Source organism: Bradyrhizobium genosp. SA-3 (genome assembly GCF_004212635.1).
Taxonomy (GTDB): Bacteria; Pseudomonadota; Alphaproteobacteria; order Rhizobiales; family Xanthobacteraceae; genus Bradyrhizobium.
Genome location: NZ_PSRT01000045.1, coordinates 20,618 through 33,032, shown reverse-complemented (window position 1 = coordinate 33,032; position 12,415 = coordinate 20,618). Strand labels below are relative to the sequence as shown.

The 12,415-nt window shown below is 63.3% G+C and carries 10 protein-coding genes; 6 read left to right on the top strand and 4 right to left on the bottom strand.

The genetic code is table 11. The features are described 5' to 3' along the window. Positions 1–8: 8 nt before the first annotated feature. The gene (locus CWO91_RS17590; RefSeq protein WP_130214783.1) at positions 9–989 is read right to left on the bottom strand and encodes an ABC transporter permease; all 981 of its coding nucleotides are present in this window, start codon (positions 987–989) and stop codon (positions 9–11) included. Between the two features lie 104 nt (positions 990–1,093). Beyond that, positions 1,094–2,689 (bottom strand): ABC transporter substrate-binding protein, encoded by a 1,596-nt coding sequence (locus CWO91_RS17585; protein WP_130214781.1) that lies wholly within the window; start codon positions 2,687–2,689, stop codon positions 1,094–1,096. A gap of 307 nt (positions 2,690–2,996) precedes the next feature. Between CWO91_RS17585 and CWO91_RS17580 the strand changes: the two genes are divergently transcribed. The 6 genes from CWO91_RS17580 to CWO91_RS17555 all read left to right on the top strand — a co-directional run bounded on the left by CWO91_RS17580 (position 2,997) and on the right by CWO91_RS17555 (position 10,840). Further along, positions 2,997–3,254 carry a DUF6489 family protein gene (locus tag CWO91_RS17580; RefSeq protein WP_091891548.1) on the top strand — a complete coding sequence of 86 codons (258 nt, stop codon included), beginning with the start codon at positions 2,997–2,999 and terminating at the stop codon, positions 3,252–3,254. Further along, positions 3,254–4,054 carry an alpha/beta fold hydrolase gene (locus CWO91_RS17575; RefSeq protein ID WP_130214779.1) on the top strand — a complete coding sequence of 267 codons (801 nt, stop codon included), beginning with the start codon at positions 3,254–3,256 and terminating at the stop codon, positions 4,052–4,054. The genes CWO91_RS17580 and CWO91_RS17575 overlap by 1 nt, the downstream gene beginning before the upstream one ends. A 48-nt stretch (positions 4,055–4,102) precedes the next feature. Further along, positions 4,103–5,653 (top strand): WS/DGAT/MGAT family O-acyltransferase, encoded by a 1,551-nt coding sequence (locus CWO91_RS17570; RefSeq protein WP_130214777.1) that lies wholly within the window; start codon positions 4,103–4,105, stop codon positions 5,651–5,653. Positions 5,654–5,663: 10 nt separating this feature from the next. Further along, the gene (locus CWO91_RS17565; RefSeq protein ID WP_165405518.1) at positions 5,664–6,659 is read left to right on the top strand and encodes an alpha/beta fold hydrolase; all 996 of its coding nucleotides are present in this window, start codon (positions 5,664–5,666) and stop codon (positions 6,657–6,659) included. Positions 6,660–6,776: 117 nt separating this feature from the next. Continuing rightward, positions 6,777–10,013, top strand: a complete 3,237-nt coding sequence (locus tag CWO91_RS17560) for a bifunctional cytochrome P450/NADPH--P450 reductase (protein WP_130214773.1) — start codon at positions 6,777–6,779, stop codon at positions 10,011–10,013. 152 nt (positions 10,014–10,165) lie between these two features. Then, positions 10,166–10,840 (top strand): spermidine synthase, encoded by a 675-nt coding sequence (locus CWO91_RS17555; protein WP_130214771.1) that lies wholly within the window; start codon positions 10,166–10,168, stop codon positions 10,838–10,840. Positions 10,841–10,866: 26 nt separating this feature from the next. On the opposite strand, the gene CWO91_RS17550 is transcribed toward CWO91_RS17555, so the two are convergent. Both CWO91_RS17550 and CWO91_RS17545 read right to left on the bottom strand, forming a co-directional pair. Beyond that, positions 10,867–11,331, bottom strand: coding sequence for a nuclear transport factor 2 family protein (locus CWO91_RS17550; protein WP_130214769.1), 465 nt, complete (start codon positions 11,329–11,331; stop codon positions 10,867–10,869). 125 nt (positions 11,332–11,456) lie between these two features. After that, a complete protein-coding gene (locus CWO91_RS17545; protein WP_130214767.1) occupies positions 11,457–12,371 on the bottom strand; it encodes an alpha/beta fold hydrolase in 915 nt (304 codons plus the stop codon). Between the last annotated feature and the right edge of the window lie 44 nt (positions 12,372–12,415).

Genomic DNA, 12,415 nt, shown 5'->3' with positions numbered 1-12,415 from the left:
AGGCTGCCTTATGCGGCGCGACCGACGGTCGCGCGCAAGCGCGGATCGACCACGGTGTAGAGGATGTCGACCACCAGATTGATGGTGACGAAAATCAGCGAAACCATCAGCAGGTAGGCGGCCATGATCGGGATATCGACGTTTTGCACGGCCTGCACGAACAGAAGTCCCATGCCCGGCCATTGGAACACGGTTTCGGTGATGATCGAAAATGCAATAACCGAGCCAAACTGAAGTCCGGCGACCGTGATCACGGGTATCAGCGTGTTCTTCAGCGCGTGGCCGAAATGAATGGCACGGGTGGTCAGCCCCCTCGCGCGGGCGAAGCGGATATAGTCGGTCCGCAGCACTTCCAGCATCTCCGCGCGAACCAGTCGCATGATCAGGGTCATCTGGAACAGGCCGAGCGTGATCGACGGCATGATCAGCGCCTTCAGGCCCGACAGCGTGAGCAGGCCCGTGGTCCACCAGCCGAGCTTGACCACCTCGCCGCGGCCGAACGAGGGCAGCCAGCCCAATGTCACCGCGAACAGATAGATCAGAAGAATGCCGATCAGGAAAGTCGGCAGCGAGATGCCGATCAGCGAAACCGCCTGGAATAATTTGGCGAGCACGGTGTCTCGCTTGAGCGCAGAATAGACGCCCATCAGGATGCCGAGCACCATTGCAAAGACGGTCGCGCAGATCGCAAGTTCCAGCGTCGCGGGCATGCGCTCGCTCAACAGCGTCGAGACCGGCTGGCGGAACTGATAGGAGACACCAAACTTGAACTGCGCGGCATCGGCGAAATAGCGCACGAATTGCAGCGGCACGGGATCGTCCAGGCCGAGCGACTTGCGCACGACCTCGCGTTCGGCCGCCGACGTGTCGATCGAGACGATCTGGTTGACGGGGTCGCCGGCGAAGCGGAACATCGAGAAGGCGATGATGCCGACGGCGAACATGACGCCGATGGCCTGAACGGCGCGGCGAAGCGTGAAAGCGAGCATGCCTTCCACTTTCCTTGGGTGTGCGTACGGCCGACGTCTTTGTCAGCCGGAAAAGGAAAGGTCCCGGAAGTCTGACGCTGCCGGGACCTTGTGTTCAAGTGACGCTATTCCTTCTTGGTTGCCCAGTGGAACATGACGAGATTGTCGGCGCGCTGCGGCAGGTTGACCTTTTTCGATACGCCCCAGGCCAGCGCTTGCTGGTGCAACGGGATGTAGGCCCAGTCCTTGTTGGCGATCTCGTAGGCTTGCTTGATCAGCTGGTTGCGCTTGGCGGTGTCGGTCTCAACTAGCACCTTGTCGGTGATGGCGTCGAACTCCTTGTTGCAGTAACCGCCGAGATTGGCCTCACCGCGCGAGGATTTCGCATCGTCGCGGCAGCCCATGATGTCATAGAGCACGTTGTGGGAATCCATCGTGCTCGGCGTCCAGCCCAAGAGGTAGAACGAGGTCTGGTAGCCGCCTTGCTTGAGCACCTTGGCGAAGTATTGCGCCTTCGGCTGCGCCAGGAGATTGATCTTGACGCCGATGCGGGCGAGCATGCCGACGACGGCCTGGCAGATCGCGGCATCGTTGACGTAACGATCGTTCGGGCAATCCATGGTGACCTCGAAGCCGTCGGGGTAACCGGCCTCGGTCAGGAGCTTCTTGGCGCCATCAGGGTCGAATTTCGGCCGCGTGAACTCCTTGGACAGCGCGAACAATTCCGGCGCGATCATCAGAGCTGACGGCGTCGACAGTCCACGCATCACGCGCGTCTTGATCAGCTCGATATCAATCGCCTTGTAGAAGGCCTCGCGGACACGGACGTCCTTGAACGGGCTCTTGCCCTTGATGTTGGAGTAGAGCAGCTCGTCGCGGGTCTGGTCGAAGCCGATGAAGATGGTGCGCAGCTCCGGCCCTTTCAGCACCTGTGCATTCGGACTGGAATCGACGCGGGAGATGTCCTGGATCGGCACCGGCTCGATGACATCGACTTCGCCCGAGAGCAGCGCGGCGACGCGGGTGGCATCGGAGGCGATCGGGGTGAAGATGATCTCCTTCAGGTTACCTTCCATCTTGCCCCAGTAGTTGGGGTTGGCCTTGAACACCGTCTTCACGCCGGGCTGATGGCTTTCGATGATGAAGGGACCGGTGCCGTTCTCGTGGAGCGAGGCGTAGCTCGGCGTGGTCGCCGCCACCGGCGTCGGATCGACGACGTTGTTCTCCTCGGCCCATTTCTTGTCCATGATGTACCAGACATCCCACGACGAATGCAGGATGGGATTGGGCGAGGGCAGGACGAAATCGACGGTGTAGTCGTCGACCTTCAGGACCTTGACGTCGGCCGCAAGGCGGGTCTGCATATTGGACCCCTTCTTGCGGACGCGATCGGCGGAGAACAGCACATCGTCGGCGGTGAAAGGATCGCCGTTGTGGAATTTCACGCCCTTGCGCAAATGGAAGCGCCAGCGGGTCGGCTCCGGAGTTTCCCAGCTTTCCGCCAGCGCCGGAATGATCTTGAGATCCTTGTCCCGCGCGGTCAGGCCTTGATAGACGTGACCGAGATGGGCGTGGGTGGTGCTCTCGTTGAGGGTATAGGGGTCGAGCGACTTCAGGTCGCCCTGGTTGGCATAGCGCAACGTCTGGCTCAACGCCGGCGAGACCGTCAACGCAACCGTACCGGCGAGCGCCGCCGCAAACAGACTTCGACCTACTGACATTCTTGACCCTCTCCACACCGCCGTGCCGGTGATTTTTGATTTGTTCGGCCGGCCGATCAATCCATGTTGCCCAGAGTTCTCGACCCGTGCAAGCGTCATTCCAGCAAGGAACGCGCCAACTTGCACCGCTGTGCAGCAATGCTGACCAGCATTGGCAGGCGGATGGACGCCGGTGCGAGCAATTTGATTGACCGTACCCGCCGATCGCGGAAGCCGGCGTCCGGCCGCCGACATCAGGTCGCTTGCGTCGCACCACAACTCGCGGCGATACTGGCGGCAGGCCGCTCGAATCTCATCCGGAGGGGATATGAAAGTTAACATCGAAATCGACTGCACCCCCCTCGAGGCCCGCCAGTTCTTTGGATTGCCCGACGTGTCGCCGATGCAGACGGCGGTGATGGACAAGCTACAGCAGCAGGTCTTGAGCAACATCGACAAGGTCTCGCCCGAATCGTTGGTCCAGAGCTGGTTTACGTACGATCCCAAGCTCGCCGAGCGGTTTCAGGATATGTTCGTCGCAATGGCCGGCCTCGGTGGCACGCGCAGCAGCGACAAGAAGAAATAGTGTCGTCAGGGCCGGACGGGACGCTGGATTCAGGCCGGCTTCGTCCGCCGGGTGTCGGACTGCTGCTTGCCGAGGCTCGGGGCCTGTTCGAACTCAATGCGAGCCTGCTGCTGTCGCCGCTCCTGATGCGCGCGCCGAGGGGCGACGGCCATCCGGTGCTGGCGCTGCCGGGCTTCCTCGCCAGCGACCTGTCGATGATACCGATGCGGCGCTATCTCAGCGAGCTCGGTTACGAGGCACATGCCTGGCGGATGGGCCGCAATCTCGGCGGGCTCGGGCGGATGCGGGACGCTTTGCGCGTTCGGCTCGGAGCAATCCATGCCGCCTCCGGACGCAAGGTCAGCCTGGTCGGATGGAGCCTCGGCGGTGTGTATGCCCGTGATCTCGCACTTCAGGCGCCGGAAATGGTCCGCTATGTCGTCACGCTCGGCAGCCCTTTTGCCAACGATGTGCGGGCGACCAACGCCACGCGGCTGTACGAGGCGCTGTCCGGCGAGCGGGTTGAGGATTTTGCCGAACAGCGCGAGGCGATCGCGGGCGATCTGCCGGTGCCCACGAGCTCGATCTATTCGCGCGCCGACGGTGTCGTGAACTGGCGGACCTGTCTGCTCCGTCCCTCCGACCGTGCCGAGAACATCGAGGTGCACCTGGCGAGCCATATCGGGCTCGGGGTCAATCCCGCGGCGCTGTGGGCCGTGGCGGACCGCCTGGCGCAACCGGAGGGAGAATTCTGGCCATTTGACCGGGCCGGGCCGTTTGCCATTGCATATGCCCCGCCGGAACAGGCAGTATCGGCCTGACGAGAAGCGCAGACCAAGGCGCCCGTCAAAATCCTGCGGGAGGGAACTATGGCTGACGGGAAGAAGCTGTCGTCGCTGGACGCGTCGTTTCTCTATCTGGAAACGCCGGAAATGCCGATGCATGTCGGCAGCATGGCGATCTTTCGCCTGCCCGACGATTACAGGGGCGACTTCTTCGAAGACTTCAAGGCGATGATCGTCTCGCGCCTGCACATCGCGCCGATCCTGAAGGCGCGGCTGGAGAAGGCGCCGCTCGACATCGACCATCCCTCCTGGGTCGAGGACGACCAGTTCGACATCGACCGTCACATTTTCCGCGCCAGCCTGCCGCAGCCGCGCGACCGCGCCACGCTCGAACGCATCGTCGGCTGGATGCATGCCAAGCTCCTGAACCGGGCTCGTCCGCTCTGGGAATTCTACGTGTTCGAGGGCATGAAGGACAACGAGGTCGGGCTTTATTCCAAGATGCATCATGCCGCCATCGACGGCGGCGCCGGTGCGGCCCTGACCAGCATGATCTACGACATCTCGCCGATTCCGCGAAAGGTCGATCCGCCGATGGGCGGTTCGAAGCCCGGACAAGAGCCGCGCGACATCGCCGCCAACCTGCTCGATTCCTATCAGCAGCTCTTCAGCCAGCCGCTCGACGCGTCGGCGGCCGCGAAGAACCTGCAATTGCCGCGCACCGGCAAGAGCGACATCGGCTCGATCCTGTTCGACAATGCGATGTACCAGATCGAGAGCGCGGTGCGCTTTGCCGGTAACATCCCGACCGTGCTCAAGAGCGTCTCCGACGTGCTTGGCAAGGTCGCAGATCCGAAGTCGCGCGAGAGCCTCGCCAGCATGGTGTCGCCGCCGACCATGCTCAACAAGACCATCTCGTCGGAGCGCAGCTTCGCCGGCGTGTCGATTTCCCTCTCGCGGGCGAAGGCGCTGGCCAAGCAGGCCGGCGGCAAGCTCAACGACGTGGTGCTGGCGCTCGCCTCCGGCGTGGTCCGCCGCTATCTGCAGCAATATGGCACGCTGCCGGCGAAATCCTTGACCGCCGCCGTGCCGATCTCGCTGCGCGAGGAGGGCAACACCGAGGCCAACAACCAGGTGTTCGGCATGATCTGCTCGATCGCGACCAACATCGCAGATCCAAAGGCGCGGCTCGAAGCCATCATCGCGCAATCGACCAAGTCCAAGGAGATGTCGCATCCGCTGCGGGCGCTGATGCCTCAGGTCTCCAATATCTCGATGCTGGGCGCACCGATCATGGTGCAGATCCTGGCGCTGCTCTACAGCCGCTCGAACCTGTCGGACGTGCTGCCGCCGGCCGCCAACATCACGGTGTCCAACGTGCCGGGACCGCGGCAGACACTCTATGCCGCAGGGGCCGAGCTTCTGCACCTCTTCCCGGTGTCGATCGCGACGCATGGGCAGGCGCTCAACATCACCGTGCAGAGCTATCGGGACCAGCTCGATTTCGGCTTCATCGTCGGCGCCAACATCATTCCGCATGTGCAGGTGATGTGCGACATGCTGCCGGAAGAGTTCGCCGCACTGGAGGCAGCCTATGCGCCGCCCGCGGCCGACATCAAGGGCGCTGCGGAGTAGGAAGTTCGCCATGATCGAAATGCCACCGCTCAAGTTCGCGACGACGAACGGAATCCGTATGGGCTATTACGAGGCTGGCCCGGCCGATGACAAGCCACCGGTCGTGCTGTGCCACGGCTGGCCCGAGCTCGCCTTCTCCTGGCGGCACCAGATCAAGGCGTTGAGCGAGGCCGGCATCCGCGTGATCGCGCCGGACCAGCGCGGCTACGGTGCGACCGACCGGCCCGAGCCGGTCGAGGCCTACGACATCGAGCACCTGATCGGGGATCTCGTCGGACTGCTTGATCACCTGCAGATCGACAAGGCGATCTTCGCCGGTCACGACTGGGGCGGCTTCATCGTCTGGCAGATGCCGTTGCGGCACATCGACCGGGTCGCCGGCGTGGTCGGCATCAACACGCCCCACACCAATCGCGCCTGGGCCGATCCGATCGAGCTGTTGCGCGCACGCTTCGGCGACAAGATGTACATCGTGCAGTTCCAGGATCCGGCGCGCGAGCCGGACAGGATTTTCGGCAGCCGTGTCGAACAGACCTTCGATGCGTTCATGCGTAAGCCGGTGCCGCGCCCGGCCGACGCGCCGCCGGAGGAGGTGGTCGCCGGTGTCGGTGCTTCGCCGCGGCTCAATCTGGCATTTCCGCAGATGATTGCCGCCTATGACGCGAAGCACGATCCGCGTACGCCGATCCTATCGCCGGAAGAGAAGAAAGTCTTCGTCGATGCCTTCACCAGAACCGGCTTCACCGGCGGCATCAACTGGTACCGCAACATGTCGCGCAATTGGACGCGCTCCGCAGGGCTCGATCATACGGTCCGGGTGCCGTCGCTGATGATCATGGCCGAGAACGACGCGGTGCTGCCGCCATCCTCCGCTGATGGCATGGACAAATTGATTCCCGATCTCGAGAAGTATCTCGTGAAGGATAGCGGCCATTGGACGCAGCAGGAGAAGCCGGAGGAGGTCAGCGCCAAGCTGATCGAGTGGCGTAGAAGGCGGTTTGGCTAGGTCGTCATTGCGAGCGAAGCGAAGCAATCCAGGAATGTATCCGCGGAGGTAATCTGGATTGCTTCGTCGCAAGAGCTCCTCGCAATGACGAGGGTTACTGAGGGGGAAGCACTTTTAATGTCAACCAAGAACCGACTGGACCCGATCCCGCATCCGCCGACCAAGCCGGTGGTCGGCAATATGTTGTCGCTGGACTCGGCCGCCCCCGTGCAGCACCTGACGCGGCTTGCCAAGGAGCTCGGTCCGATCTTCTGGCTCGACATGATGGGCTCGCCGATCGTCGTCGTCTCCGGCCACGATCTCGTCGACGAGCTCTCCAACGAGAAGCGCTTCGACAAGACGGTGCGCGGCGCGCTGCGGCGTGTGCGCGCGGTCGGCGGCGACGGCCTGTTCACGGCCGATACCAAGGAGCCGAACTGGAGCAAGGCGCACAACATCCTGCTCCAGCCGTTCGGCAACCGCGCCATGCAGTCCTATCATCCGAGCATGGTCGATATCGCCGAGCAGCTCGTCCACAAATGGGAGCGGCTCAATGCCGACGACGAGATCGACGTCGTCCACGACATGACTGCATTGACGCTTGACACGATCGGCCTGTGCGGTTTCGACTACCGCTTCAATTCGTTCTACCGCCGCGACTACCACCCCTTCGTCGAGTCGCTGGTGCGCTCGCTCGAAACCATCATGATGACGCGCGGCTTGCCGTTCGAGCAGCTCTGGATGCAGAAGCGGCGCAAGACCTTGGCCGAAGACGTCGCCTTCATGAACAAGATGGTCGACGAGATCATCGCCGAGCGCCGCAAGAGTGCGGACGGGATCGACGACAAGAAGGACATGCTGGCCGCGATGATGACCGGCGTCGACCGCGCGACCGGCGAGCAGCTCGATGACGTCAACATCCGCTACCAGATCAACACCTTCCTGATCGCGGGTCACGAGACCACCAGCGGCCTGTTGTCCTACACGCTCTATGCACTGCTCAAGCATCCGGACATTCTCAAGAAGGCCTATGACGAGGTCGACCGCGTCTTCGGCCCCGACGTCAATGCGAAGCCGACCTATCAGCAGGTGACCCAGCTCACCTACATCACGCAGATCCTGAAAGAGGCGCTGCGGCTGTGGCCGCCGGCGCCGGCCTACGGCATCTCGCCGCTCAACGACGAGACCATCGGCGGCGGCAAGTACAAGCTCAGGAAGGGCACCTTCACCACCATCCTGGTGACGGCGCTGCATCGCGATCCCGGCGTCTGGGGACCAAACCCGGACGCGTTCGATCCCGAGAATTTCAGCCGCGAGGCCGAAGCCAAGCGGCCGATCAATGCCTGGAAGCCGTTCGGCAACGGCCAGCGCGCTTGCATCGGCCGGGGCTTTGCCATGCACGAGGCTGCGCTTGCGCTCGGCATGATCCTCCAGCGCTTCAAGCTGATCGATCACCAGCGCTATCAGATGCATCTGAAGGAAACGCTGACGATGAAGCCGGAAGGCTTCAAGATCAAGGTGCGTCCGCGCGCCGACCGCGAGCGCGCTGCCTATGGCGGGCCCATCGCGGCTGTGGCTTCGGCAGCGAGGGCGCCACGCCAGCCGACCGCGCGGCCGGGCCACAACACGCCGATGCTGGTGCTGTACGGCTCCAATCTCGGCACCGCCGAGGAACTGGCGACGCGCATGGCCGATCTCGCCGAGATCAACGGTTTCGCCGTTCACCTTGGCCCGCTCGACGATTACGTCGGCAAACTGCCGCCGGAAGGTGGCGTGCTCATCATCTGCGCCTCCTATAACGGCGCAGCGCCTGACAATGCGACGCAGTTCGTCAAATGGCTCGGCAGCGACTTGCCGAACGATGCGTTTGCCAATGTGCGCTACGCCGTGTTCGGCTGCGGCAACAGCGACTGGGCGGCGACTTATCAATCGGTACCGCGCTTCATTGACGAACAATTGTCGAAGCATGGTGCGCGCGCGGTCTATCCGCGCGGCGAAGGCGATGCGCGCAGCGACCTCGACGGCCAGTTCCAGAAATGGTTCCCGGCGGCTGCCCAGGTTGCGACCAAGGAATTCGGCATCGACTGGAATTTCACCCGGACCGCGGAAGACGATCCGCTTTACGCGATCGAGCCCGTGGCGGTAACCGCCGTCAACACCATCGTCGCCCAGGGCGGTGCAGTGGCGATGAAGGTGCTGGTCAATGACGAGCTTCAAAACAAGAGCGCGGCCAATCCGTCGGAGCGTTCGACACGCCACATCGAGGTGCAACTGCCGTCCAACGTCTGCTATCGCGTCGGCGATCACTTGAGCGTTGTTCCGCGCAACGACCCGACGCTGGTGGATTCGGTCGCCCGCCGCTTCGGCTTCCTGCCGGCTGATCAGATCAGGCTTCAGGTGGCCGAAGGCCGCCGTGCGCAATTGCCGGTCGGCGAGGCCGTGTCGGTCGGCCGTCTGCTCAGCGAGTTCGTCGAGCTGCAGCAGATCGCGACACGCAAGCAGATCCAGATCATGGCCGAGCACACCCGCTGCCCGGTCACCAAGCCGAAATTGCTGGCGTTCGTTGGCGAGGAGCCTGAAACGCTCGAGCGCTACCGCACCGAGATCTTGGCCAGGCGCAAATCGGTGTTCGACCTGCTGCTCGAATATCCGGCCTGCGAACTGCCCTTCCACGTCTATCTGGAAATGCTCTCGCTGCTGGCGCCGCGCTACTACTCGATCTCGTCCTCGCCGTCGGTCGACCCGGCGCGATGCAGCGTCACCGTCGGCGTGGTCGAAGGTCCGGCAGCCTCCGGCAGCGGCACCTACAAAGGCATCTGCTCGAACTATCTCGCCAACCGTCGCGCGGGCGATGCGATCTATGCGACCGTGCGCGAGACCAAGGCCGGTTTCCGGCTTCCCGATGATTCATCCGTGCCGATCATCATGATCGGGCCGGGCACGGGACTTGCCCCATTCCGCGGCTTCCTTCAAGAGCGCGCTGCGCGCAAGGCGAAAGGGGCCGCCCTCGGTCCGGCTATGCTGTTCTTCGGCTGTCGCCATCCCGACCAGGACTTTCTTTATGCGGACGAGCTGAAGGCGCTTGCCGCAAGCGGCATCGCCGAGCTCTTCACGGCGTTCTCGCGCGCGGATGGACCCAGGACCTATGTGCAGCACGTACTTGCCGCGCAGAAGGACAAGGTCTGGCCCCTGATCGGGCAGGGCGCCATCATCTATGTCTGCGGCGACGGCGGTAAGATGGAGCCCGACGTGAAGGCAGCGCTCGTCGCGATCCACCGCGAGAAGAGCGGCAGCGATGCCGCGGCCAGCGCACGCTGGATCGAGGAGATGGGCGCGAAGAACCGCTATGTGCTGGACGTCTGGGCGGGCGGATAGGGCGAGATTGTAGGGTGGGTTAGCCTTGCGAACGCGCGAAGCGCAGTTCGCTGGGTGTAACCCACCAAGGTCTCTTACCGCGGATACAGAAGTGGTGGGTTACGCCTTCGGCTAACCCACCCTACGATTCCCGATCGTGCTAAAGCTCTCCCATGATTCCCTGGGAAAAGATCGACACCGCGCAAATCCCTGGTTCCGACGGTGAGCTGCGCCTGATGCGGCGCGGCAACGAGTTCTCCATCAAGCTCGGCAGCAACGAGCTGATGAACAGCCGCTTGTCGGGCTCCGAGGTCGCGCTCGCGACGCTGGCGGCAAAGCAGATCGAGAATGTCGTAAAGCCCGTCGTCCTCATCGGCGGCCTCGGCATGGGCTTTACGCTGCGTGCGGCGCTTGCCGTGCACGGAAGCAACGCGAAGATCGTGGTCGCCGAACTCGTGCCTGCGGTGGTCGCCTGGGCACGCGGCCCGATGGCGCAGGTCTTCGGCAACAGCCTCGAAGATCCCAGGGTGAGCATCCGGGAGACCGACGTTGGCGAGATCATCCGGGCACAGCGGTCCGCCTTCGACGCCATTCTCCTCGACGTCGACAACGGGCCGGAAGGGCTGACCCGGAAGGGCAATGATGCGCTCTACGATGCGAGCGGGCTCACGGCGGCGAAGACGGCGCTGCGGCCGGGCGGCGTGCTCGCCGTTTGGTCATCGGGGCCCAACTCAGCTTTCACCAAGCGCCTCGGCCGTGCCGGCTTCGACGTCAACGAAGTCAATGTCCGTGCCACCGGCAGAGGCGGTGGCGCGCGCCACGTGATCTGGATCGCGCGGAAGCGCTAGGCCGTTTCCCAGCGCGGTTCTATCCGTCAGAACATCGTGTTGCCGTTTGCGGGATTTTCAGGAATGTCCTGAACGACGTCCCAGTGTTCGACGATCTTGCCGTTTTCCAGCTTGAAGATATCCACGATCGCGCGCCCCTTGCTGCCGGGCTCGCGAACGGAGTGAACGTGTAGTATCACAAAGTCGCCATCCACGAAGCTGCGCTTGATCTCGCTATGCGAGTTCGGAAACTTTTCGCGCAGGAAGCCGATGAATTTTCGGAAGCCGTCCGGTCCATCGGCCGCGTTTGGATTGTGCTGGACGTAGCGGTCGCCGACATCGGTGAGGGCCGCATCAGCGTCCTTCTGATTGAGCCCCTTCTCGTAGAAGGCCAGCACGGTTTTGCGATTGGCTTCTTCTTGCGCGCTACCGGCAATCGCGGCGCCGCCTGCAAGGGAGAGCGTGAGAACTGACATGGTGACGATAGCGGCCGACCGAACGCTGAGATGCATGTGAACTCCGAGAGGCCGCAGCCCGTTCTTGCGATTGAGGGGCATGTATAGCTTTCGCGCCGGCTCGCGTTAAGACGGTAACCGGTAGCTCACATGGTCACCATCAGGAGACCGATCGCGCCAGCCTACGCAGCCTGCGCCGCCGCCCCATGCGCGTGCTTGTCGATGGCGCCGATGATCTCCGGCCAGAACCGCATCGGCAGCGCGTGGCCCATGCCCTCGATCATCAATAGCTTGGCGCCTGGAATTGACGCTGCCGTGTCCTTGCCGCCTTCGGGATGGACCAGGGGATCGACGGTGCCGTGGATGACCAGCGTCGGCGTCTTCACCCCATGCAGCCGCTCCTTGCGGCTGCCGGAGGCGAGCACGGCGCGGAGTTGCCGGCCAACGCCGGCCGGATTGAGCCCGCGCGCGAACACGCGCTCGGCACGACCAGGATCGAGCGCTTCCTCTTCCGGAAAGGAGCCGGCGCGCAGCACCTTCCAGGTCTGGCCGTAGCGGACGATGAACTCTTCCCTGCTGCGCGGCGGCGGCGCCATCAGCATGGCGGCCGCCTCGCGTGTCGGCGGCGGCACGCGCGGATTGCCTGTCGTTGACATGATCGAGGTCAGCGAACGCACGCGCTCGGGGAACGACAGCGTCACTTCCTGCGCGATCATGCCGCCCATCGAGGCGCCGACCAGATGCGCCGACTTGATGCGGAGCGCATCCATCAGCCCGACCGTGTCCCTGGCCATGTCGATCAGCTTGTAGGTGGCGGCCACGGGAATCCTGAGGAAGCGCAGCTTCAGCAGCTCGAGCGGCGTCAAGCGTTTTCCGCCCGTCAGATGGCTCGACTTCCCGATATCGCGATTGTCGAAGCGGATCACGCGAAAGCCGCGCGCGGCGAGCTGTTCGCAGAACGCATCGTCCCAATGGATCATCTGTGCCCCGAGCCCCATGATCAGCAGCAGCGGCTCGGCGTTGTCGTTGCCGAAAACCTCGTAACAGATGTCGATGCCGTTGGCGCGGACGGTCTGGGGCGGCTGATGGACGTTCACGGTCGCGATCCCTTGCTGCTGACCAATGCTGTATTGCACGGTTT

Bases quoted from the DNA above. Each gene is read 5' to 3' on its own strand.
- CWO91_RS17590 (WP_130214783.1), bottom strand. From the start codon at position 989: ATGCTCGCTTTCACGCTTCGCCGCGCCGTTCAGGCCATCGGCGTCATG.
- CWO91_RS17585 (WP_130214781.1), bottom strand. From the start codon at position 2,689: ATGTCAGTAGGTCGAAGTCTGTTTGCGGCGGCGCTCGCCGGTACGGTT.
- CWO91_RS17580 (WP_091891548.1), top strand. From the start codon at position 2,997: ATGAAAGTTAACATCGAAATCGACTGCACCCCCCTCGAGGCCCGCCAG.
- CWO91_RS17570 (WP_130214777.1), top strand. From the start codon at position 4,103: ATGGCTGACGGGAAGAAGCTGTCGTCGCTGGACGCGTCGTTTCTCTAT.
- CWO91_RS17565 (WP_165405518.1), top strand. From the start codon at position 5,664: ATGATCGAAATGCCACCGCTCAAGTTCGCGACGACGAACGGAATCCGT.
- CWO91_RS17560 (WP_130214773.1), top strand. From the start codon at position 6,777: ATGTCAACCAAGAACCGACTGGACCCGATCCCGCATCCGCCGACCAAG.
- CWO91_RS17555 (WP_130214771.1), top strand. From the start codon at position 10,166: ATGATTCCCTGGGAAAAGATCGACACCGCGCAAATCCCTGGTTCCGAC.
- CWO91_RS17550 (WP_130214769.1), bottom strand. From the start codon at position 11,331: ATGCATCTCAGCGTTCGGTCGGCCGCTATCGTCACCATGTCAGTTCTC.